Annotated in this window: 17 protein-coding genes and 3 pseudogenes; 11 read left to right on the plus strand and 9 right to left on the minus strand. The window is 72.2% G+C overall.

The features are described 5' to 3' along the window. Window positions 1–91: 91 nt before the first annotated feature. The 3 genes and pseudogenes from ACSRUE_RS38260 to ACSRUE_RS38270 form a co-directional block, all read right to left on the minus strand. A pseudogene (locus ACSRUE_RS38260) lies at window positions 92–543 on the minus strand (adenylosuccinate synthetase). 450 nt (window positions 544–993) lie between these two features. After that, a pseudogene (locus ACSRUE_RS38265) lies at window positions 994–1163 on the minus strand (adenylosuccinate synthase); the annotation flags it as partial. Between the two features lie 105 nt (window positions 1164–1268). Further along, on the minus strand, window positions 1269–1472 hold the full coding sequence (locus ACSRUE_RS38270; RefSeq protein WP_441287882.1) for a hypothetical protein: 204 nt from the start codon (window positions 1470–1472) through the stop codon (window positions 1269–1271). A gap of 50 nt (window positions 1473–1522) precedes the next feature. Here ACSRUE_RS38270 and ACSRUE_RS38275 point away from each other — a divergent pair, with 50 nt between their 5' ends. Both ACSRUE_RS38275 and ACSRUE_RS38280 read left to right on the plus strand, forming a co-directional pair. Continuing rightward, window positions 1523–8248, plus strand: a complete 6726-nt coding sequence (locus ACSRUE_RS38275) for a DNRLRE domain-containing protein (RefSeq protein WP_441287883.1) — start codon at window positions 1523–1525, stop codon at window positions 8246–8248. Between the two features lie 8 nt (window positions 8249–8256). Then, a complete protein-coding gene (locus ACSRUE_RS38280) occupies window positions 8257–8646 on the plus strand; it encodes a hypothetical protein (RefSeq protein ID WP_441287884.1) in 390 nt (129 codons plus the stop codon). Between the two features lie 303 nt (window positions 8647–8949). On the opposite strand, the pseudogene ACSRUE_RS38285 reads toward ACSRUE_RS38280, so the two are convergent. From ACSRUE_RS38285 to ACSRUE_RS38300, 4 genes and pseudogenes are all read right to left on the minus strand, one after another. Next, window positions 8950–9176, minus strand: a pseudogene (locus tag ACSRUE_RS38285) (adenylosuccinate synthetase); the annotation flags it as partial. Between the two features lie 246 nt (window positions 9177–9422). Continuing rightward, window positions 9423–9989 (minus strand): hypothetical protein, encoded by a 567-nt coding sequence (locus ACSRUE_RS38290; protein WP_441287885.1) that lies wholly within the window; start codon window positions 9987–9989, stop codon window positions 9423–9425. A gap of 37 nt (window positions 9990–10026) precedes the next feature. Next, complete coding sequence (locus ACSRUE_RS38295; protein WP_441287886.1) at window positions 10027–10800, minus strand: esterase/lipase family protein; 774 nt, start codon at window positions 10798–10800, stop codon at window positions 10027–10029. Window positions 10801–10907: 107 nt separating this feature from the next. Next, entirely contained in the window at window positions 10908–12959 is a 2052-nt protein-coding gene (locus ACSRUE_RS38300; RefSeq protein WP_441287887.1) for a hypothetical protein, read from the minus strand. Between the two features lie 62 nt (window positions 12960–13021). On the opposite strand from ACSRUE_RS38300, the gene ACSRUE_RS38305 reads away from it, so the two are divergent. From ACSRUE_RS38305 to ACSRUE_RS38315, 3 genes are all read left to right on the plus strand, one after another. Next, on the plus strand, window positions 13022–13549 hold the full coding sequence (locus ACSRUE_RS38305; protein WP_437769109.1) for a tetratricopeptide repeat protein: 528 nt from the start codon (window positions 13022–13024) through the stop codon (window positions 13547–13549). 44 nt (window positions 13550–13593) lie between these two features. After that, window positions 13594–14991 carry a Si-specific NAD(P)(+) transhydrogenase gene (gene sthA / locus ACSRUE_RS38310; protein ID WP_441287888.1) on the plus strand — a complete coding sequence of 466 codons (1398 nt, stop codon included), beginning with the start codon at window positions 13594–13596 and terminating at the stop codon, window positions 14989–14991. Between the two features lie 161 nt (window positions 14992–15152). Further along, complete coding sequence (locus tag ACSRUE_RS38315; RefSeq protein WP_441287889.1) at window positions 15153–15797, plus strand: Uma2 family endonuclease; 645 nt, start codon at window positions 15153–15155, stop codon at window positions 15795–15797. 56 nt (window positions 15798–15853) lie between these two features. Here the strand turns inward: ACSRUE_RS38315 and ACSRUE_RS38320 are convergent, their stop codons facing one another. Then, a complete protein-coding gene (locus ACSRUE_RS38320; protein ID WP_441287890.1) occupies window positions 15854–16615 on the minus strand; it encodes a hypothetical protein in 762 nt (253 codons plus the stop codon). Continuing rightward, on the minus strand, window positions 16612–16923 hold the full coding sequence (locus ACSRUE_RS38325) for a hypothetical protein (RefSeq protein ID WP_441287891.1): 312 nt from the start codon (window positions 16921–16923) through the stop codon (window positions 16612–16614). The genes ACSRUE_RS38320 and ACSRUE_RS38325 overlap by 4 nt, the downstream gene beginning before the upstream one ends. Window positions 16924–17175: 252 nt before the next feature. Between ACSRUE_RS38325 and ACSRUE_RS38330 the strand changes: the two genes are divergently transcribed. From ACSRUE_RS38330 to ACSRUE_RS38355, 6 genes are read left to right on the plus strand one after another with little or no spacing between them, the layout of a single operon-like run. Further along, complete coding sequence (locus ACSRUE_RS38330; protein ID WP_437769874.1) at window positions 17176–17937, plus strand: SDR family NAD(P)-dependent oxidoreductase; 762 nt, start codon at window positions 17176–17178, stop codon at window positions 17935–17937. Beyond that, the gene (locus ACSRUE_RS38335; RefSeq protein ID WP_441287892.1) at window positions 17934–18365 is read left to right on the plus strand and encodes a RidA family protein; all 432 of its coding nucleotides are present in this window, start codon (window positions 17934–17936) and stop codon (window positions 18363–18365) included. The genes ACSRUE_RS38330 and ACSRUE_RS38335 overlap by 4 nt, the downstream gene beginning before the upstream one ends. Window positions 18366–18397: 32 nt before the next feature. Next, complete coding sequence (locus tag ACSRUE_RS38340; protein ID WP_441287893.1) at window positions 18398–18940, plus strand: MarR family winged helix-turn-helix transcriptional regulator; 543 nt, start codon at window positions 18398–18400, stop codon at window positions 18938–18940. A gap of 46 nt (window positions 18941–18986) precedes the next feature. Then, window positions 18987–19868, plus strand: coding sequence for an enoyl-CoA hydratase family protein (locus ACSRUE_RS38345; protein ID WP_441287894.1), 882 nt, complete (start codon window positions 18987–18989; stop codon window positions 19866–19868). Continuing rightward, entirely contained in the window at window positions 19865–21163 is a 1299-nt protein-coding gene (locus tag ACSRUE_RS38350) for an acyl-CoA dehydrogenase family protein (RefSeq protein WP_441287895.1), read from the plus strand. The genes ACSRUE_RS38345 and ACSRUE_RS38350 overlap by 4 nt, the downstream gene beginning before the upstream one ends. 2 nt (window positions 21164–21165) lie before the next feature. Then, entirely contained in the window at window positions 21166–22650 is a 1485-nt protein-coding gene (locus ACSRUE_RS38355) for an oxidoreductase (RefSeq protein WP_441287896.1), read from the plus strand. Window positions 22651–22652 lie beyond the last annotated feature (2 nt).

Genomic DNA, 22652 nt, shown 5'->3' on the forward strand with positions numbered 1-22652 from the left:
GGCGCCGCGGGGCCCGGCTTGACCTTCGCCTTCATCTTGCGGTGCGCCACGCCGAGCCGGACCAGGAAGTCGCGCCGGGGGCGGGAGCGCCTCATCGGGCCGATGCGCCGGGGATCCGCCCGGCTCGCTCCACTCGGTCACCTGCTCGATCACCGGCTTCGCCGTCGCGATCTCGTCGATCGGGAACTCCCGCGTGCGCCGCCGACGGCGTGTCGTAGGCGACGCACACCTTGAGCTCCGGCGTGCCGGTCAGCACGTCGAGCTTGGTGAGCGCGATCCCGTCGAGGCCGTTCACGCGCGCCACGTAGCGCAGCGCCGGCAGGTCCAGCCACCCGGTCCGCCGCAGCCGCCCCGCCACCGAGCCGTGCTCGCCGCCTACCGACCGGAGCCGCTCGCCGAGCTGGCCGTCGAGCTCGGTCGGGAACGGCCCCTCGCCCACGCGCGTGCGTACGCCTCCGCCAGGCCGAGCACGCGGCGGATGCGCGTCGGGCCGACCCCGGCGCCGACGCACACGCCGCCCGCGATCGCCGAGGACGACGTCACGAACGGGGACGTGCCGAGATCGAGGCGATGGTTCGGAGGCGGCGCGCCTGCCGATGCGCTGAAATCGTGCTGGGGAGCGGGCAGATCTGGCGGCTTTTGTGGCGGGGGCGCGCTGTCTGTTATCGGCTGTAATTGCTATTTACTCGTCGCTCTGGTCCCTTCGCGCCCGCGGAGGAAAGCAATGGCGCCGGGGAGATGGGTGAAGCGGAGAGCGCTCGCGTGCTGCGCTCTGGTGCTCCTCGTAGGGGGGCATGTAGCTCCGGATCGTCGGACGATGAGGGGCTGCGCGGTACGGCGAAGCTCGCGGTGGGCGCCGAGGACGCGACGTGCGTGACGATCCGGCCCGGTACGGCCGGCGCGGTGGAGGACGGGACGATCTGGGAGACGTTGACGACATGGATCGACTCGACCGTGCTCCTCCGGTCGGGCGCGCTAGCCGGCTTTGGCGTGCGGCACGCCCGTCTCCTTCTCGACCAGCTCCACATCGTGCCGCGCCGCCGCGGGCAGCTCCATCACGGAGCGGGCGCTGTCGATCGGCTCGCTCCACTCGGCCACAATTCCAGCGCCGGCTTCGCGGTCGTGATCTCGTCGCTCTGGAGCTCCCGTGCGCGCCCCGACGGCGGGATCAGGCGCGCGCCTGGATGCGGCCCCAAGACACCCGGATTCGCTTCGCATGACAAAACGTGGAGTTCAGTTTTTTTGAATGTGGAGCTCCCAGGTGGCTCCTAAGGTGCGCCATCAGTCCTGCTCGGCGCAATACCGTTCAGTGTAAAAATCAATAACAAGGCGCAGGGCGACAGCGCTTGGTTGGTAATGCTTTGCGGTTCAACGCGTCCGCCATCCAGCGGTGACGCGCAGCAGTTCTCTTTTCTCTTCTTCAATAAGGAGATATTGAGTGAGACATCACGAGCCATCATCCCTTCGACCACTAGGATCCATCAGGGTCTTACGCAACGCTTGGCGGAGGTACTCCCTGCTGATGGGGGGTGTCCTGTTCAGCGCAACTGCGATCGGCTCCGCGTGCAGCTCGAGCTCACCGGAGGAGGAGCTGCACGGCACCGCGAAGCTCGCGGCGGGCACCGAGGACCCGACGTGCGTGACGATCCAGCGCGGTACGCTCGGCGCGGTTGAGGACGCGACGATCTGGGAGACGTACCCGGCCTGGACCGACTCGACCGTGCTGCTCCGCACGGGCACGCTGGCCGGCTTCGGCGTGCGGCACGCCGTCCTCCGCTTCGACCTCTCGCCGGTGCCCACCGAGGCGCAGGTCGTCTCCGCGACGCTGCGCCTCCGGCAGATCTACCGGGACGATACCAGCACCAGCAGCATCAACATCCACCGGATCCTCTCGCCGTGGACCGAGCCGACAGTGACCTGGCAGAGCCTGGCGAACGGTACCGATTTCAACCCGGCGATCGCGGCGTCATTTCAGTCGCTTCCCGGCGCCGGCATGCGTTCGGCCGATCTGACCGCGCTCACCGCGGCGTGGCTTGCGGGGACCACCCCGAATCACGGCGTGTTGCTGGAAGAGGCGCCGGTCCTCACCACCTCCTTCCGGAGCAGCGAGGAACCGAATGTGGCCGAGCGGCCGAGCCTCGAGGTCTGTTACACGACCGCGCCGACTTGCACCGGCACGCTCGACGACGGCGACGCGTGCACGACCGATACCTGTGACCCGGTGCTGGGTATTCTGCATACGCCCATCTCGACCGACGACAGCGACCCGAGCACGATCGACACGTGCGACCCGGCGACCGGCACGGTGGCTCACGTCGCCTGTCCGGCGCTGGACCCGACCGTGGCCACGCGGCTCATCGACGCCGTGGGCTGCATCTACCAGGGGCCGAACGCGCCGCAGACGGGTGTGACGGCGACGATCGCCCCGGCCTCTGTGGCGGTCGTCAAGGGCAAGGTCGCGACGCGAGCGGGCGTTCCGATCTCGGGCGTGAAGGTGAGCGTGCTGCACCATGACGCGGGAGACGCGGAGAGCTACGGGCAGGTCCTCACGCGCGCGGACGGGGCCTTCGAGCTGGTCGTGCGGGGAGGTCAGCCGCTCACGATGAAGTACGAGAAGGCCGGCTATCTGCCGGTGCAGCGGCAGGTTGGCACCCAGTGGCAGCGCTGGTCCGAGGCGCCCGACATCGTGCTGATCGAGAGCGATCCCGTGGTGACGCCGGTCGCGCTGGGCAGCGGGGCCGGGGCGCAGGTCGCACGCGGGAGCGTCCAGACGGACGAGAGCGGCACGCGCCAGGCGACGCTGCTCTTCCCTTCGGGCACGACGGGGACGATGACCGTGCCGGATCCGAACGGCCCGCCGGGTGCGACGATGACCGTGGCGCTGCCGGCGGAGGTGCACGTGCGCGCGACCGAGTACACGGTCGGCCCGAACGGCCCGAAGGCGATGCCGGGGACCCTGCCGCCGACCAGCGGGTACACGTACGCGGTGGAGCTCGGGCTGGATGAGGCCGTGGACGCCGGGGCGACGAAGGTCGAGTTCAATCAGCCGATCCCGTTTTATGTCGAGAACTTCCTCGATTTCCCGGTGGGGATGCACGTGCCGCTCGGCTATTACGATGCCGAGAAAGGGGCGTGGGTGCCGGCGAACGACGGGCGCGTCATCGAGATCCTCGCTGTGAGCGGCGGGGTAGCGTCGGTCGACATCGACGGTGACGGCGCGGCCGACGACGCGAGCAAGCTCGGCGCGCTCGGGATCAGCGCCGAGGAGCTCGAGCAACTCGGCGCGCAGTATGCGGCCGGGACGAGCCTCTGGCGATCCCTGGTCACGCACTTCACCCCGTGGGACTGCAACTGGCCGTTCGGTCCGCCCCCTGGCGCTGGGCCGCCCCCCGGTCCTGACGACGACGACGACGACGACGGCGACGGGGGCGGCGACGGCGACGGCGACGGCGACGGCGACGGTGACGGTGACGATGACGGCTCGGACCTGGACGACCCCAGCTGCGAGTCCGGATCCATCATCGAATGCGAGAGCCAGAGGCTCGGGGAGCGCTTGCCTGTCGTCGGGACGCCGTTCAACCTTCACTACAAGAGCGATCGAGCCGAGGGACTCAACCGGTCGGCGTATCGGCTCGCGATCCCCCTGACGACGTCGGCTGTACCCCCCAACCTCGAGCGCATCGACTTCAAGGTGACCGTGGCTGGGAGGACATTCGATTTCAGCGTCGACTGCCCCTGCTCGCCGAACCAGGGATACACATTCGACTGGGACGGGAACGACGCGTTCGGGCGCATAGTCCCCGGAACGCAGCCGGTCACGGTGGACATCGAGTACGTTTACCGCGGGGTCTACTTTGTGCCCGCCGCGCAGGGGGCGATGTCGAGCGGCTCCGGCTCCGGCTCCGGCTCCGGCGGCGGCGGCTCCGGCGGCGGCGGAGGTCCCCGGTCCTTCGCGGCTCCTTCCAACGTGGTCATCACGGGAAGCAGGACGCGGGAGGAGGTCTCCCTGGGCCGACGCTGGGAGAGCACGCTCGGCGGCTGGAAGAATGGCGCGGCTGCGCTCGGCGGCTTCAGCTTGAGCCCCCACCACTTCTATGAGCCGAGCACGTCCACGCTCTACCTTGGCGATGGCTCCCGTCGCACGGCCCGCAACATGATCTCCATGGTCCGGCGCATCGCCGGCGACCCATCTCCTCCTACGATAAGCCCCCCCACCGCCGAGGGCGCCCGCGCCGACTCGGTGCAGGTTACGCGCCCCTTCGGAATCGCGGTTGGACCGGACGGCAGTATCTATTATTCCGAGGCGCCCCGCATTCGAAGAGTTGCGCCTGACGGATACGTTACCACGATCGCCGGTGTGTATGGTCAATCAGCGTACAATGGCGATGATCAGCCTGCTACGCAGGCCCACTTGACGGACCCCAGGCAACTCGCGATGGGGCCCGACGGTAGCATCTATCTCGTCGATACCCGGCGCATCCGCAAGATCTCGCCAGATGGAATCATCACCACCGTCGCTGGCAATGGCTCTTTTGGCGGCACGATGCCGCCCGACGGCGCGCTTGCCACCTCCGGTCCGCTGGACAACAGCGGCGCTAATGCGCATGGCATCGTCGTGTCCAGTGACGGAAATCTGTACATCGCCCTCAACAGGGAAGTCCGCAGGGTGGCACCTGACGGGACCATCGTGACGGTTGCAGGTACGTTGGACCCCCAAGCTGGGGGCTATGCCGGCGACGGCGACGGCGGCCCCGCTGTCCAGGCCCGGTTTGCTGCGATCCGGGGCGTGGCGGTCGGACCGGATGGATCGATCTACATCTCGGATGCAACTGGGGGGGGAGAGGTCGTCAACCGGATCCGGCGGGTCGATCGCAACGGGATCATTACCGCGATCGCGGGCAACGGCGGGACGACCATCTCGAACGACGGCTTGCAGGCCGTGTCGGTCTCAATCGGTGTTCCTGGCTCGTTGGCCGTTGGACCGGACGGTAGCGTGTATTTCGCCGCAGACCACTCCAGCAACGTGTCCAACCCGAACAAGCTCATCCGGCGCATCACGCCCGCTGGGGTTCTCACCACGGTCGTTGGAAACCGAGCTCCTCGTTCTGCGCAGTGCTCCATCTCGCCGTGTGGTATCGGCGGCCCATCGACCGCGGCGTGGCTCCGGAATGGTACGACGACGTTGGCCCTCGCCCCGGATGGCAGCCTGATGTACACGGACTCCGCTGTCAGCAACGGCAACCCCTATCGTACCATCATCGGCCGGTACGACATGGTGCTCCCCGGGATCATTGCGGCCGACATCGCCATCGCGAGCGACGATGGGACCGAGGTGTACATCTTCGACCCGCAGGGGAGGCACCTCGCCACCCGTGACGCGCTCCTCGGCACGGTGCTCTACCAGTTCGGCTACGATGCCGCCGGGCGGGTGCTCACGATCACCGATGTCGACCAGCAGGTCACGACCATCGAGCGCGACGCGGACGGTGACCCGACGGCTATCGTCGCGCCCACCTTGCAGAGCACCTCGCTCACGCTCGATGCCGAGGGCTACCTCTGGAAGGTCACGAATCCCGCGAACGAGACGACCACGCTCTTGTATTACCCGAACAGCGGCCTGCTCCAGTCCCTGGAGGACCCGCTCGGCCGGCTGCACGAGTTCGAGTTCAACGCGAAGGGGCGCCTCATCAGGGACGAGGATCCGGCGGGCGGCTACAAGCAGCTCACCCGGACCGAGACGCCCGACGGCCACCGTGTCACGGTCACGACTGCGATGGGGTTGACCCGTGGGTACGAGGTTGCGACGCTCCCGGACGGCAGCAAGCAACGCATCCGCACCGGCACGAGCGGCCTCTCGACCGTGGAGCAGATCAGCACGAGCGGCGCCAGGACGGTTACTGTGCCCGACGGCAGCGCGGTCTCCGTCGAGGTCAAGGGAGACCCGCGCTTCGGTATGCAGGCGCCCTACCAGAGCCGGCAGACGCTCACCACGCCTCTCGGAAGAACGAGGCAGGTCACCAGGGAGCGCTCGGTTACGCTGTCGGACCCCAGCGATGCGCTGAGTGTCTCCATGCTCACCGACACGACCACGATCAACGGGCGTCAGTTCACGCGGGTCTTCAACAAGACCACGAACACGGTCGTGTCCACGTCGCCGTCGGGGCGACGCGAGACGACGACCTTGAACGCCCAGGGACGGGTCAGCCGCATCGAGCTGCCCGGGATCTTGCCGGTCAACCTGACGTATCATCCCGATGGGCGGCCCCACACCTGGTCCCAGGGGACCAGGACTTGGACGTTGACGCACGACGACGACGGCGGGCTGGCGAGCGTGATGGATCCGCTGCTCCACACCGAATCGTTCATCCGCGATCCTGCGGGACGGGCGACACAGACGACAAGGGCCGACAGTGAGATCGTCGGGGTGAGCTACCACGCAGACGGCCGTGTCCACACGACCACGCCCCCAGGCAGGCCGGCGCACACGTTCAACTATACCCCCGCTGCTCTGCTGGAAGAATACCTGCCCCCCGGGGCCGGAGGCGCTCCCGCGGCGACATCCTGGTCGTACGACCTGGATGGCCAGACGACGAGCTCGACCCGTCCGGGCGAAGCCTCCACCATCTACACGCGGGATCCTGTCACGGGACGGCTCAGCCAGGTGACGATGCCCCTCGGCCTGGGGACGATCGGTTATGGCTACCATCCGACGACCGGCAATCTGGAGACCATCGCGGGGCCGTCGGGCCTCACGCTGGGCCTCAGCTACGATGGCGCGCTCCTGACCACCCGGACGTGGACCGGCCCTGCCTTCGGGAGCGGCTCCGGCACGGTGCACTGGACTTACAGCCATGAGCTCCGCGTCGACAGCGAGACGGTCAACGGCGGCGCCGCCGTGAGCTTTGTTTACGACAATGATGGCTTCCTCAGCCAGGCCGGCGGCCTCACGGTGCGCCGGCACCCGCAGAACGGCCTGTACACCGGGAGCACCGCAGGCGTCATCATCGACACCGTGACGCCCGACGCCTACGGCGCCGTCCAGGCGTACGTGGCGCAGGCGGGCGGCTCAGCCATCTACGAGGTGAGCTATACGCCGGACGCCCTCGGGCGTATCGATCTACGGACGGAGACGATCCTCGGAGAGACCCACTCGTACGACTACGATTACGACGAGGTCGGCCGGCTGACCGATGTGGTTCGAGACGGCGTGCTCGCGGCGCACTACGACTACGACGCGAACGGCAACCGGCTCGCGCGCACGTGGCCGGCGGGGACCGAGAGCGGCACCTACGACGACCAGGACCGGCTTCTGACCTACGGGACCAAGACGTACGGGATGAGCCCCGCGGGCGACCGGACCAGCGTCACCGACACAGCGACGGGAGCAACGACGACTCTCACGTACGACGCCGGCGGCAGCCTGCGGTTCGCCGAGCTGCCGGACGGCACCGAGATCACTTACCTCATCGACGGCGAGGGCCATCGCATCTGGAAGCAGAGGAACGGGATAGCCGTCCAGGGCTTCCTCTACCGGAGCGATCTCCAGCCGGCAGCGGAGCTCGATGGCAGCGGCAGCGTCGTGGCACGCTTCGTCTACGGCAGAGACAGCAACGTGGCAGATCTCATGATCAAGGGAGGCTCGACCTACCGCATCCTGACCGATCACCTCGGCAGCCCGCGGCTGGTCGTGAACACCGCGACGGGCGCCGTGGTGCAGCGGATGGATTTCGACGAGTTCGGCCGCGTGCTCCTCGACACCAATCCGGGCTTCACGCCGTTCGGGTTCGCCGGTGGGCTCTACGACCGCGACACGGGGCTCGTGCACCTCGGGTCCAGGGATTACGACGCGGAGGCGGGGAGGTGGACTGGGAAGGACCCGATCCGGTTCGGCGGCAGGGACAACAACCTCTACGCCTATGCGAGCAACGATCCGGTGAACTGGACCGACGCCACCGGTCGCTCGAAGTTCGACAAGCTGTACGGGCTATCCAAGAAGTTCTGGAACTGGTACCACAGGCAGGTCAAGCGCGGTGGCGACGCGGATCTCAGCAAGGAGGAGGCGGAAGACCTCTACAGGGAATGGAAGGAGCTCGGCGAGCCTGGTCCGGACAGGAAGAAGGGCAGCAGGGGTGACGGCGACGGCGGTCTCGGCGGCCTCGGCGACCTCTTCGACTGGCTGATCCCGTTCCCGCCCGTGCCGATCTGCCTGCTCAATCCGGAATCGTGCGGATGCACGCCGGAAGCTTAGGTGTCAGTATGACCACGGTTGTGCTCAGGGTTCAGGGTAAACATCTCGATGTGGAGCAGTGCCTGACGTGGATTCCAGAGACCGCGCTCGAGAAGGTCTGGCGCGCGGGCGAAGGGCGACACGGCGGCAAGATCAACGCCACATCCGGGTGCAACATCCTGCTGTCCGAGAACGAGGACACGTCGCTCGCCGTGGAAGAGGCGATGCGGGTGTTTCTCTCGATCGCGCCACGGATTGCTGCGCTGGTGCAGTCCGGGGCGACGGCCGTGGTCGACTTCGCGCTGTTCATCGGTGACATGGGCGCCAGCTCCATCCAGCTCGATCCGGGCGTGCTGCGCTCGGTAGGACAGCACGGCGTGAGCATCGTGGTCAGCGCGTACCCCTGCGCCGACCCATGAAGACCCTCCAACGCACCTTGCCTGGGCTCGCGCTCGCTAGCCCGGCACCGTGACGCTCCGGCCGCTCCCATCCAATTCCGACCGCAGAGCCCCGACGGAATCGACGCGCCTGCCGGCGCGCCCGTGACGTGACGGGGCGGCGGTCGTCGCTCCTCCCGGTCTTTCAGCTGGGAAGCCAGCCCCGACCCCCTTTTCCCCTCAGTGCTCGCCCGCGATCGCCGGCGAGCACTGACCAGGCCGCCGTTCCGGCGGTCGAGGCGGCGGGTTATCGCGCACGATCCGGTGAGCCTAGATCCCGCCCCCTCACCCGAACGCGTTGCGCCGCACGATGGTCGCGTCGCGGTCGGCGCCGACCGACACCACGTCGACCGGCACGCCCGTCTCCTTCTCGACCATCTCCACGTAGTGCCGCACCGCACGTAGTGCCGCACCGCCGCGGGCAGCTCGGTCACCGACCGCGCGCCGTCGATCGGCTCGCTCCACTCGGCCACCGACTCCAGCGCCGGCTTCGCCGTCGCGATCTCGTCGACCCTCCGCGCGTGACATTCGATCCGGCGAGGCGCAACGTGAATGAACGCGAGGAGGAGGATAGCGAGCGCAGCGACGACATCCCTGACGCCCCCCTGGCCGCACCCTACCGGGGCACGACTTCGCCGGTCAACCGGCGTCGGCGGCGCCAATGCGCGTCGCGCGCCCGGTCCTCGACCGCCCCCTCGACTGCCCCCTGCCCGCCTTGATGGCCCCCATCGTGTCCGGAGAGATGCGTCGCGCGCCCCTCAGCGCGAGGCGACGTCCTGCCCGCGCTGCTGCGCGGGGAACGGGTTCGGCCACACCGGCAGGAGCGACTGCCGGTAGACGGTGAGGCGCAGCAGGTCGACGCCCACGATGGCGGCGAACGCCATCGCCTTGTCGGTCCCGTAGCTCCCCTGGAGCGAGAGGCTGATGCCGAGCGGCGCCCCCAGCGTGAGCGCGCCGGCCACGCCCGTGGAACCTGCGCCCCAGAAGCGGCGGTAGCCGCCCGCGTCGAGGGCGAGGCCCAGCTGGCCAGCCTGGAAGCCGCGCGTCGCGACCCGGGCGAGCAGCGCGAGATCGATGCCGCTGTCGAGGATCGGCGTCGCGCGCATCAGGCCGCCGACGATGACGGGCGCGTCGGGCGTGGTCCCGACGCCGACGTCGCATGACAGCGCGCCGTCGAAGACGAGGTCGCTCTCCCCCTGCTTCCAGCCGACCGCGCCGGCGCCCACGAAGGTCCACGCGGAGGCGTCCGCGCGCGAAGGCGAGGACCAGGCGAGCGGGGCGAGCAAGGCCCCGAGGGCGGCGAGGCAGGCGATGGGCGAGCGCACGCGAGCGAGCTACCACGAAGCGCCGAGCGGCGATAGGTCAGCGCGCGGGGCCGCGCCGCTCGACGATGCGCCGCGCCACGAGCGCGGCCACCTCGGGATCGAAGAGGAGCGAGTTGTGCCCCCGCCCCTCTATCACCCGCACCTCGCCGCCCGGCAGCGCGTGCGCGATGGGCGAGCGGACCAGCGTGTCGGCCCCCGCGACGATCGACAGGTGCGGGACGCTCGACCGCGCCGTCCCGAGGAGGACGCGCCGGAGGACCGGGCTCGACGCGTCGAGATCGCGCGCGCCGCCGAAGCCGAGCAGCCCTGCGCGCGGGATGCCGCCGAACGGGCTCGCCATGGAGATGGTCTGCGCGACGCGCGGATCGCCGACCTCCTGCGCGAAGAAGCGGCACACGATGCCGCCCATGCTGTGGCCGACGAGGTGCAAGCGCGCCCCGTCCGGCAACGCCGCGACGAGCGCCTCGAGGCGCGCCGACAGCGCCTCGACGCCGGGCCCCGGCGCGTAGGACATCGTCGCCGTGTGGACCGACCACGACGGCTCGGCGCGCGCCGGGTCCGTCCGGCCGCGCGCCCGCGAGGCGCGAGACATCGCGGCGTGGCGCTCGATCGCCGTGCGCAACGGCCGGAGGACGCCGGCGGAGGCGAAGAGCCCGTGAAGGATGACCACCACCTCGTCGCCGTCGCGCGCCCCGTCAGGGATCACCGGCGCGAGGGTGTCGTACGGCAGGAGGACCGCCTGCCTCGCGAACGAGGCCACCTCCCTGCCAGCTGTCGCCGCGAAGGCCGACGCACGGAACCACCTCGTCACGTGGTGGCTCTTACCATGGATCCGTCGCGCGACGTCCCCGTGGCTCGCGACGCGCTGTGTCGCGGGCGCGCGCCACGAGGGCGCCGCGCGGGCGGCAAGGAGGCCGATCACGGCCGAAGCAGCCAGACATGGAAGCTGCGGAACGTCCCCCGGAGCGCGCGGATCCGGACGATGTCCCCCGGCGCGACGTCGCGCAGCGGCACCCGGATCTCGGACCAGCGGTCCGGAGGGCGCTCTGGCACCTCGACGCGCGCCTCGTCCGCGGCGCGCTCGATCGCCACGCCGATCGCGATCGGGCCGCCCCCGTCGGTGCGCAGCGCGAGCACGGCGGGCCCGCGGGCGCTCGCGGCGGCCGCGGCGGCCGCCCGGATTGCGAACGACTGCTCGCGCCCCTCGGGGATGATCCTGCCGGCGTCGAACCGCGGCGCACCGCCGCCGTCGCTCCCGTCCCGCAGCACGGCGCCGACGACCCAGCCGCCGCGCGGCGACGGGAACGCGTAGCCGTGCGCCCGCTCGTCGACCAGGTCGGCGATGTCCAGTTCGTCGATGGCCCCGTCGCGGCGCTCCCCCGGCGGCGCGAGCGCCGACCAGTCCGCCTCGTAGATCACCTTCTCGTCCGCGGCGCACATCACGTTGTCCTCGATCTTCACCGCGTCGACGCGCCGGCCGAAGACGTCCGCGAGCCCGCCCCACCACGAGGGGTACAGGGCGAAGACGTCGGGCCGCTCGGCGGCGTCGAGCCGCTCGATGAGCTCGACAACGGCCGGCACCCCGTGCACCGAGGCCCGCGCGAACGGCATCCCCCGGTACCCGCCGAGCCCGAGCCCGTCGATGGCGGGGATCCCCGACAGGTACGGGATCGCGCCCGCGTCGCCGAGCAGCACCCGCCGAGGCCGCGGCTCGCGCGCGGCCAGGCGCCGCGCGACCTCGACCTGCTGCCCGGCGATGTTGGCCGAGGAGCGGGCGAAGTGGTCGATCTGCCGCGCGAACCAGGCGGAGGGCGCCGCGAGGGCCGCGAGCGCGAGCGCCGCGGCGACGCCCGCCGCGAGCCGCCCCCGCCGCGCGAGCGCCTCGGTCCCGAGGGCCGCCGCGACGAGCAGCATCGCGAGCGCCGGGGCGGCGTAGCGGAGGTTCTGGTAGCGCGCCGTCGCGTTGAGCGCGACGAGGAGCAGCGAGCCGTAGGCGCCGATCAGGAGCGGCACGGCGAGGCGCCGCGCGCGCCGGTCGAGCGCCGCGATCGCGCCGAGCAGCGGCAAGAGGAGGGCGTAGGACGGGCCGCCGAGCGCGCTCTCCAGCGCCTGCACCCGCAGCGCGGCGAGGTTCTTGATCACCTCCAGCGCCTTCTCGAGCGGCGCCGGGTACGGGTTCGCGAGGATGAGCTTGCGCACCGCCCCCGCGGCGCTCCACTCCCCCGTGAGCGCGCGGTTCGCGGCGGCCTGCGCGGCGAGGAGCAGCGCGGTCGGCAGGGACGCGCGCGCGAGCGACGCCGCCGCGCCCAGCGAGCCCGCCGCGTGGGCCACGGCGACCGCGAGCGGCGCCGCGAGCGCGACGGCCTCGGGCCGGGTCGCGACGAGCAGCGCGGCGAGGAGCCCTGCCCGGAGCTGCTCGGCCGGGCGCTGCGCCGGCGGGGCGAGCTCGGCGCGCCGCACCGCGACGAGCGCTCGGCCCATCACCGCGCCGAGCAGCGCGACCTCCATCCCGGAGAACCAGCTCCAGTCGAGCAGCGGCACGGCCACGACGAAGAGCGGCGCGGCCCAGGCGACCCAGCGGGAGTACGGGGCGCCGGGCCCGCCGCGCGGATCGAGCAGCCACCGGAGCGAGCGGCAGAGGTCGAGCAGCGCGGCGCACGCGAGGAGCGCGGCGAAGAGGCCGAGCCACGCGCCGCGAAAGCCGAGCAGGTACCCGGGCGCCAGGGCGAAGGGGTACGCCAGGCTGGTCCCGCCCGAGGAGTAGCCGTTGCCCGGGATCCACGAGAACGGGTGGCCCAGGGCCGCGGCGCGGGCGAACCCGAAGTGGATGTAGACGTCGTCGAGGGGCGCCGGCCAGACGCCGCCCGTCCTGGCGAGCGCGGGCCCGTAGAACGCCGCGGCGGCGCCGAGCACCGGGATCGCGGCGCTCGCGTGCCACAAGAGCAGCCGGATCCGCGGCGGGCGCCTCACGGCCCGGCCGGTACCACGAAGGAGCCCGGGACGGCGCGCCGATTCTGGCTAGACTGCGCGCCATGGTGCTCAGAGCCGTGGTGGACGAATCGATCGACGCCGCCCACTGGGAGGCCGTCGAGGAGGCGGCCGAGCTCCTGCAAGAGGAGCAGGTCCAGGAGGCGCTCGTCGTGCTGCGCGACGTGATCAAGGCCTCCCCGTCGAACCCGTACGCGTACAACCTGCTCGGGCACGCGCTCTACGAGCTCGGCCAGCTCGAGCCGGCGCGCGACGCGTACCGCGCCGCCGTGCGGCTCGCGCCGAGCTTCCTCGGGGCGCGGGTGGCCCTGTCGCACGCGCTCCGTCGCCTCGGCGACACGGACGGCGCGATCGCGCAGGCGAAGGAGGCGCTCCGCCGGTTCCCGAAGGACGGCGAGGCGATGCACGCGATGGGGCTTTCGTACGCGGCCCGCGGCAACCGCGCGCTCGCGCGGAAGCACCTCCAGGGCTTCCTGGACGCGGGCCCGGAGGTCGAGGCCGCCATGGAGGTGCGGCAGATCCTCGAGATGCTCGGCGTCGGGGGCGACGACGAGCCGCTCCAGTTCGAGTAGCCTTCCCGGCGCGCGCGCGCGGCGCGCCGGAGGCAAGGAACTCGATGGCGACCACCCCGCACTTCGATCTCATCATCATCGGCACGGGGCCGGGCGGCGAAGGCGCCGCCATGACGGCCGCGAAGCACGGCAAATCGGTCGCGGCGATCGAGCGCTACACGCGGGTCGGCGGGGGCTGCACCCACTGGGGGACGATCCCCAGCAAGGCGCTGCGCCGCGCGATTTACCACATGAACCTGATCAACCAGAGCCCCATCTACAAGCGGATGGATGTGGTTCCGGAGTACCCGTTCGCCGAGCTGCTCGCGAACGCGAACCGCGTCATCGACGAGCAGGTCGACCTGCGGGAGAGCTTCTACGACCGGAACCGCGTCCAGCTCGTCCCGGGGCAGGCCAGGTTCGTCGATCCGCGCACGATCGAGGTGGAGGGCGACGGCGGCCAGCGCCGGCGGTACACGGCCGACAGCTTCGTCATCGCGACCGGCTCGCGCCCGTACCGGCCGGCCGACATCGACTTCAGCCACCCGCGCGTCTTCGACAGCGACACGCTGCTGCGCATGGATCACACCCCCCGGAGCATCACCATCTTCGGGGCGGGCGTCATCGGCTGCGAGTACGCGTCGATGCTGCGCAACATGCAGGTCGCCGTGAACCTCGTGAACACGCGCGCCCATCTGCTGGAGTTCCTCGACGACGAGATCACCGACGCGCTCGGGTACCACTTCTGCGACAAGGGGATCCGCGTCCTGAACGGCGAGGAGCACGAGGCGGTCGAGGCCACGAAGGAGGGCGTCGTGCTCTCCCTGAAGAGCGGGAAGAAGCTCCGGAGCGAGGTCTTCCTCTGGGCCAACGGGAGGTCGGGCAACACGGCCGATCTCGGCCTGGAGAGCGTCGGCATCACGCCGAACAAGCGCGGTCAGCTCGAGGTGAGCGAGACCTTCCAGACGAGCCAGCCGCACATCTACGCGGTCGGCGACGTGGTCGGCTTCCCGGCGCTCGCGAGCGCGAGCTACGACCAGGGCCGGTACGCGGCCAGCCACCTCTGCGGCCACGCCGACGACAAGCTGGTCCGGGACATCCCCACGGGCATCTACACGACGCCCGAGATCTCGTCGCTGGGCAAGAGCGAGCGGGAGCTCACGGCGGAGAAGGTGCCCTACGAGGTGGGGAAGTCGACGTTCAAGACGCTCGCGCGCGCGCAGATCACGGGCCAGCAGGTCGGGATGCTGAAGCTGATCTTCCACCGCGAGACGCTCGCGCTGCTCGGGATCCACTGCTTCGGCGAGAACGCCGCGGAGATCATCCACATCGGGCAGGCGATCATGTCGCAGCCTGCGCCGCACAACTCGATCCGGTACTTCGTGAACACGACGTTCAACTACCCCACCATGGCCGAGGCCTACCGCGTCGCGGCGCTCGACGGGCTGGGGCGCGTGTTCTGAGGGCGCGGCTGCCGGGCGCGCCCGGGCCCGCCCCTGGCAGCGTCCGGCGAGGCCGTGGCGCGCGTCAGGGCCGTCGAGGAGGACAGCGGCGCGCGGGCGCTCGGATCGGCGGTTGCCAGCGCGCGGCCCGGCGGTGATACTCCGCAGAGGAGCACGCTGTCATGGCCGCCGCTGCACCCCTCCTCGCCCCCCCTGCCGGCGCCGCCGACGCTGTCGCGGCGGACGGCTCGGAAGACCAGCTCTTCGTCGTTCATGACGTCTCGTGGGAGCAGTACGAGGCCATCCTGGCCGCCCTCGGCGACCGGGCTGGCGTGCGGGTGACGTACTGCGAGGGAGTGCTGGAGCTGATGAGCCCGGGCGGACCGCACGAGGGACGGAAGACGATCCTGGCCCGCCTCGTCGAGGCCTACGCGGAGGAGGCGGAGCTGCCGCTCAGCGGGTACGGCAGCATGACCGTCCGCAAGAGGCTCGCGCAGCGGGGGGTGGAGCCGGATGAGTGCTACGTGCTCGGGACGGTCGAGGACGGGGAGATCCCGGAGCTCGCGATCGAGATCATCGAGAAGAGCGGGACGATCAACAAGCTCTCCGTCTATGCGGGGCTCGGCGTGCCCGAGGTCTGGTTCCTGAAGAAGGGGAAGCTCTCCATCCACCTCCTCGGCCCGGACGGCTACGCGGAGGCCGGGCAGAGCCGGCTCCTGCCGGGGCTCGACGTCGCGGGGCTGACGGAGTTCATGTTGCGCAAGGGGGATCAGACGACCGTGGTGCGCGCGTGGCGCGCGTGGCTCCGGGAGCGGGGCGCCGGGTGAGCTCGGTCCGCTGAGCGAGGAAGCGCCGTCCACCGAGGCGCTTCGAGGCCAGCCCCCTACCCCCCGCCGCTCGCCCGCGCCGCGCACGCCGCGGCGATCGCCTCCGACCCCGCCTCTCGCGCCACGATCTCGCACGCGCGCCACGCCGCGAGCCGCTCCGGTCCCCCTGAGCCCCGCGGCGCCGCCGCGACCCGCGCCTCGACCGAGCGCGCGAAGGCGTCCAGCGCCGCCTCGTCCCCGCGCTCCGACAGGAGCGCGCCCAGCGCGAGCGCCGCGTGCGCGACCTGCCGCTCCGCGCCCGGGTACATCTCCTCCGCGAGCGCCTCGACGAGCGCCGGGAGGTCGCGGCGCGCCGCGGCCTCGCGCGCCCGCACCTCGGGCGCCGCGGCCTCGGCCCCTGCGACGCCGAGGCGCCGCTCCAGGTAGCCGACCACCGAGCGGGCGACGCGCTGGAACGAGGCGAGCCCGTCGGTCGGCGCCTCGAGCACGCCGCCCCCGGCGCGAGCGCCCGCGACATCGAGGTCGAGCACGATGACGAGATCCTCCCGCTCCCCGATGACCAGGAGGTCGTGCGCCCAGTCGAGCGAGCGCTCCTCCGCGAGCCACGCGGTCGCCCGCGCGACGTCGCCGCGCGGCAGGATCAGCGTGCCGTCCGGGAGCGCGATGCCGTCCGCCGCCGCGTAGAGCGCCGCGAGATCCGGCGGCTCGGCCAGCGCGAGGGACCACGCGCCCGCCCCTGCCGCCGGGGGCCGCGCCTCCACGCCGGCGCATGCGAGCAGCGCGGCGACGCGCGACGCGAGCACGCCGGCCGCGCTCACGGCGCCCGCCCCGGCAGCTGCAGCGGCGCGCCCATCGCCAGGGCGTGCACCTCGATGCCGCGAGGCGGCGCGTACGTGTCGCCGGTGCCATCCGGCTCGATGCCCTCGGTCATGTGGATGCTCTTCGTCGCGAAGCCGTCGCGGGGCGCGACGAACAGGCGCGCAGCGTAGTGGATCGGATCGACCACGTCGACGATCGACTGCGCGAGCGAGATCGCGGGGTGGAGCTCGTGCTCCGCGCCCCGGCGAGCCCGGAGCAGCCGTCGAGCCGGACCATGCCGCCCTCGCGGCGCAGATCGTTCGGCCACGCCCGCTCTGGTCTTCGTCCATGCTCTCCGCCCACTACGTTCCAGACGACGACGCGCCGCGCACGCCACGCACGCCGCGCGCCAGACGAGCGAGGCGATCGAGGAGAGCGAGGCGATCGAGGAAAACGAGGCCGAGCCGCGCGTTCCGTCGCGAGGTGGCCGACGCCGACCTCAGCAGACGGGCGGCGCTGCGAGCGCAGACGAGGGTGACTTCGCCTTGTGCTTCATATATATATGATTTAGGTGCTCCGGATGTCCCTGGAAGGCAGGATCGCGCTCGTCACGGGCGGGGGTCGCGGCATCGGCCGGGCGATCGCCGAGCGGCTCGCGCAGGGCGGCGCGCGCGTCGCCGTCGCAGGCCGCACGCAGGCCGAGATCGAGGAGACGGCGGCGGCCATCGGGGGCGTCGCCGTCCGGCTCGACGTCGGCGATCGCGAGGGCGCGCCGCCGGCGATCGCCGCGCTCGAAGCCCAGCTCGGGCGCATCGACGTGCTCGTCAACAACGCGGGCGTCGCCGAGAGCGCGCCGTTCGACAGGACCAGCGACGCGCTCTGGGACCGCATGCTCGCGGTCAACGTGACCGGCGCCTTCGCGCTCTGCCGCGCCCTGATCCCGAAGATGATCGCGCGCGGGTTCGGGCGCGTCGTCAACGTCGCCTCGACCGCCGGGCTCGTCGGGTGCGCCTACTCGACCGCGTACTGCGCGTCGAAGCACGCCCTGGTCGGCATGACCCGCGCCATCGCGCTGGAGATCGCCCGGACGCCGGTGACCATCAACTGCGTCTGCCCCGGGTGGGTGAGCACGAGGATGGCGGACGAGGCGATCTCCCGCATCGCCGAGAAGACCGGGCGGGGCGAGGACGCGGCGCGGCGGTCGCTCGAGTCGATGTCGCCTCAGGGCCGGATGGTCGAGCCCGGCGAGGTCGCGCTCGTCGTGGCGATGCTCTGCAGCGACGAGGCGCGCAGCATCCATGGCCAGGCGATCCCGGTCGACGGGGGGCAGGTGATGCGGTGAGCGGCGCTCTCGAGATCGTGCAGCCGGCCGGGTGGCCTGCGCCGCAAGGCTACGCCAACGGCGTCGTGACGAGCGGCAGGACGCTGCACATCGCGGGGCAGATCGGGTGGGACCCCGCGTCCGGGCAGCTCCGGAGCGACGATCTGGCCGAGCAGTTCGCCCAGGCGCTCGACAACGTGCTCGCGGTCGTCGCGGCCGCCGGCGGGGAGCCGGGCGACGTCGCGCGCATGACCGTCTACGTGACCGATCTCGAGGCGTACAGGGGCTCGCTCCGCGCGATCGGCGCCGCGTGGCGGGCGCGGTTCGGCAAGCATTTCCCGGCGATGGCCCTCCTCGGCGTCGCGGGGCTCGTCGAGCGGCGCGCGCTCGTGGAGATCGAGGCCGTCGCGGCGCTCGACGCGCGCGGCGGGGGCGAGGGCGGCCCGTGAGGCGCGGGGCGCCAGCGAGGCGGCCGCTCGCCGTGGTCCCCCCGCCGGAGAGCGCGCGCGGCAACCAGGCCGCCGTGCGCGCCTGGGTGCGCATCCTCGCGGTCCACAAGCGCGCGCTCGCGGCCATCCGGGAGGACCTGGAGCACGAGATGACCCTCCCGCGCTTCGACCTCCTGGCGAACCTCGTGCGCAGCGACGGGCAGACGCTCGCGTCGCTCTCCCGCAGCATGCTCGTCACGGCGGGCAACCTCACCGGGCTCGTCGATCGCGCGGCGCGCGACGGCATGGTCGAGCGGCGGGCCGACCCGAGCGACCGCCGCGCGTGGCGGGTGCACCTGACCGCCAAGGGGCAGCGCGCGTTCCGCGACGCCGAGCGGCGGCACGCCGCGCGCGTGGCGAAGGTGTTCTCCGGGCTGAGCCCGGCCGAGCTCTCCACGCTGACGCGGCTGCTCGATAAGCTGCGCACCACGCTCCGCGAGCCGGACATGCCCGTCCCGTCGCGCCCCGGCAGCGCCCGCGCGCACGCCGAGCGGAGCGCGCGGAGCCCCCCGCGGCGCACGCGGACGAAGCCCTGATCTCGCGAGGCTCGCGTCCGGCGCGCGCCGGACCCAGGAGATGCCCATGACCCTCACTCCCCGCTCCTTCCATCTCGAGCTCAGCCGCGGCGTCGCGGAGATCACGCTGAGCCGCCCCGACCGCCTGAACGCCCTCACCTTCGAGGTCTACGGCGAGCTCACGGCCACGTTCCGCTCGCTCGAGCGCTCGGCCGCGCGCGCGGTCGTGCTCACCGGAGCGGGGCGCGGCTTCTGCTCGGGCGGCGACGTCGAGGGGATCATCGCCGAGCTGTTCGCGCGCGACGCGCGGGGGCTGCTCGAGTTCACCCGCGCGACCGGCGCGCTCATCCAGAGCATCTGCGAGCTCCGGCGCCCGGTCATCGCCGCCGTCAACGGGGTCGCCGTCGGCGCGGGCGCGGTGATCGCCGCCGCGTGCGACCTGCGCATCGCCGCGGCGAGCGCCCGCTTCGGGTTCATCTTCCCCAAGGTCGGCCTGTCCGGCGCCGACATGGGCGCCTCGTACCTCCTGCCCCGCATCGTCGGCCGGGGGCGCGCCGCGGAGCTGCTCTTCTTCGGCGATCTCATCGGCGCCGACGAGGCGCTCCGCATCGGCCTCGTGAACCGCGTCGTCGCCGACAGCGACGCGCTGGGCGTGGCGCGCGGCTGGGCCGAGCGCCTCGCGCGCGGGCCGGCGTTCGCGCACGCGATCACCAAGCAGATGCTCGAGAGCGAGCGCACGATGCCCCTCGCCGCCGCGATCGAGGCCGAGGCGCAGGCGCAGGCCATCTGCATGGCCCACCCCGACTTCCGCGAGGCCCACGAGGCGAACAGGGCGAAGCGCCCGCCGCGCTTCGAGGGCGCCGACCTGGGCGACGCGCCGGCCGCGCCCGGCGACGCCGACGCGCCCCCCACCCCGCGGTCCACCGGCCACGAGGCGCACCGCGTATGAGCGGGCTCGCGCTCTCCTCGGCCGAGCTCCCCGTCTTCTTCGAGGAGCGCCACGCCGCGCTCGCCGCGCGCCTGACGCCCGAGGCGCTCGCGCCGCTCGCGCCGCTCGTCGAAGCGCGCGACGCCGCCGCCCTGGCGCGCAGCATGGGCGAGCCGCTCGGGCTCTACGCGCACCTCGTCCCCGAGGCGCTCGGCGGCGCGCCGAGCGGCGGCGGCCTCCCCGCGGACGCGACCGCCATCGACGTGCGCTCGCTCGTCCTCATCCGCGAGGCGCTCGGCCAGGTCGCCCCGCTCGCCGACGCGATCTTCGCGGTGCAAGGGCTCGGCTCGTACCCGATCGTGCTGGCCGGCAGCGACGCGCAGCGCCGCGCGATCCTGCCCGACGTGCTCTCGGGGCGGCGCATCGGGGCCTTCGCGCTGACCGAGCCCGAGGCGGGCAGCGACGTCGCCTCGCTGAGGACCGAGGCCCGCCGCGAGGGCGACGGATGGGTCCTCGACGGCGAGAAGGTGCTGATCTCGAACGTGCCGCTCGCGCACCACCTCGTGGTCTTCGCCCGCACGGGCGCGCCGCCCCACGACGGCGGCGGCGGCGCGGCGCGCGAGCGCGAGCGCGGCGGCGGGCGCGCCGCGATCACGGCGTTCCTCGTCGACAGCGGCGCGGAGGGCGTCGCCTCGGAGCCGCTCCCGATGTCGGTCCCGCACCCGATCGGCCGGCTCCGCTTCGAGCGCTGCCGCGTGCCGGACAGCGCGCGGCTCGGCGAGGTGGGCGGCGGCTTCAAGCTCGCGATGCGGACGCTCGACGCCTTCCGGATCTCGGTCGGCGCGGCGGCGAACGGGATGGCGGCGCGCGCGCTCCGCGAGGCGATCGCGCACGTCACGCGGCGGAGGCAGTTCGGGGCGCCCCTGTCCGAGCAGCAGATGGTGCGCGCCTACCTCGCCGAGATGGCGACCGAGCTCGACGCGGCCCGCCTGCTCGTCGCCCGCGCGGCCCACAAGCGCGACACGGCGCCGGAGAAGACGGCCGGCCCGGCGGCGCGCGTCTCGACCGAGGCGGCCATGGCGAAGATGTTCGCCACCGAGGCGGCGCAGCGGATCATCGACCGCGCGGTCCAGCTCCACGGCGGCATGGGGGTCATCGAGGGGACCGAGGTCGAGCGGCTGTACCGTGAGATCCGGCCGCTGCGCATCTACGAGGGGACGACGGAGATCCAGAAGCTCATCATCGCGAAGGGCATCCTCGAGCGCGCCGCCGCGGAGACCCCGGCCGACGAGCGCGCTCGCGACGGGGCGCGGTAGCCATGTGGAGGCCGCCGGAGAGGATCCGCCACGCGCTGCCCCGCGAGGAGCCTAAGGCCGCGGGCGAGGCGGCGCACGCGCGCCTCTTCTCGCCGCTCCGCCTCGCCTCGGGCCTCGAGCTCGCCGAGCGCTCGTGGGTGCCCGCGATGGTCCCGTGGCGCGCGACGGAGGAGGGCGTCATCACGCAGGACGTGCTCGACTGGTACGGCCGCTTCGCCGAGGGCCAGCCCGGCGCCCTCGTGGTCGAGGCGACCGGGATCCGCGACGTGCCGAGCGGCCCGCTGCTCCGCGCCGGGCACGATCGGTTCGTCCCGGGGCTCCGGGAGCTCGTCCGGACGGTCCGCGCGCGGAGCGCCGGCAGGACGCGCGTGTTCCTGCAGCTCATCGACTTCCTCCGCATCCGCAGGCGCCCGGCGAAGGACAGGTTCCTGCGGGAGTTCCTCGAGATCACCGGCGCGCACCGGCGCGCCCTGTCCGAGGCGCTCGGGGAGCCGCCGCTCCGGGACGCGCCGGAGATCGAGGTGCGCGAGCGGCTGCTCGCGCTCGACGACGCGCGGCTCGAGGCCGTGCTCGCGCCCCGCGAGCTCGAGGCGCTGCGCTTCGGCGAGCGCGAGCGCGTCACCGACGTCGCGCTCCCTCACATCCGCGATCTGCCGCGGACGCTGCCGGGCCTCTTCGCCGAGGCCGCCGTGAGGGCGCGCGAGGCGGGCTTCGACGGGGTCGAGCTCCACTACGCGCACGCCTACACCATGGCCTCGTTCCTGTCCGCGCTGAACACCCGCCCGGACGGCTACGGCGGCGATCGCGAGCGCCGCGCGCGCCTCCCGCTCGAGGTCTACGCGGCGGTGCGCGCCGCCGTCTCCGCTCGCTTCACGGTGGGCTGCCGCTTCCTCTGCGACGATGTCATCGCGGGGGGCAGCCGGGTCGACGACGCGGCGTTCTTCGCGCTCGCGTTCGCGCGCGCCGGCATGGACTTCCTCTCGCTGTCGACCGGCGGCAAGTTCGAGGACGCGAAGCAGCCCAAGGTCGGCGAGGCCGCGTACCCCTACACCGGCCCGAGCGGGTACGAGTGCATGCCGACCGCGCTCTCGGACGCGGCGGGGCCGTTCGGGCGGCAGGTGCCGAAGCAGGCGCAGATCCGGCGCGCCCTGCGCGAGGCCGGCCTCGGGACGCCGGTCGTCGTGGCGGGGGGGATCTGCACGTTCGCCCAGGCCGAGGCGATCCTCGCGCGCGGCGAGGCCGATCTCATCGGGGCGGCACGGCAGACGCTCGCGGATCCCGACTGGTTCCTGAAGGTGCGGCTCGGGCGCAGCGGAGAGGTCCGACGTTGCATCTATTCCAATTACTGCGAGGCGCTCGATCAGCGCCACCGGGCCGTGACGTGCCAGCTCTGGGATCGCGAGGGGCTCGACGAGCCGGGGGTCGCGACCACGGAGGACGGAAAGCGGCGGCTCACGGCGCCGCGATGGAGGCGAGAGGAGGCGTGACG

The organism is Sorangium sp. KYC3313 (assembly GCF_052075895.1).
Lineage (GTDB): Bacteria > Myxococcota_A > Polyangia > Polyangiales > Polyangiaceae > Sorangium > Sorangium cellulosum_B.

Excerpts from the sequence above, each read along its gene's own strand:
- ACSRUE_RS38330 (WP_437769874.1), top strand. The coding sequence starts at position 17,176 with ATGTCCCTGGAAGGCAGGATCGCGCTCGTCACGGGCGGGGGTCGCGGC.
- ACSRUE_RS38275 (WP_441287883.1), top strand. The coding sequence starts at position 1,523 with ATGGGGGGTGTCCTGTTCAGCGCAACTGCGATCGGCTCCGCGTGCAGC.
- ACSRUE_RS38315 (WP_441287889.1), top strand. The coding sequence starts at position 15,153 with ATGGCCGCCGCTGCACCCCTCCTCGCCCCCCCTGCCGGCGCCGCCGAC.
- ACSRUE_RS38280 (WP_441287884.1), top strand. The coding sequence starts at position 8,257 with ATGACCACGGTTGTGCTCAGGGTTCAGGGTAAACATCTCGATGTGGAG.
- ACSRUE_RS38355 (WP_441287896.1), top strand. The coding sequence starts at position 21,166 with ATGTGGAGGCCGCCGGAGAGGATCCGCCACGCGCTGCCCCGCGAGGAG.
- ACSRUE_RS38305 (WP_437769109.1), top strand. The coding sequence starts at position 13,022 with ATGGTGCTCAGAGCCGTGGTGGACGAATCGATCGACGCCGCCCACTGG.
- ACSRUE_RS38350 (WP_441287895.1), top strand. The coding sequence starts at position 19,865 with ATGAGCGGGCTCGCGCTCTCCTCGGCCGAGCTCCCCGTCTTCTTCGAG.
- ACSRUE_RS38345 (WP_441287894.1), top strand. The coding sequence starts at position 18,987 with ATGACCCTCACTCCCCGCTCCTTCCATCTCGAGCTCAGCCGCGGCGTC.
- sthA (WP_441287888.1), top strand. The coding sequence starts at position 13,594 with ATGGCGACCACCCCGCACTTCGATCTCATCATCATCGGCACGGGGCCG.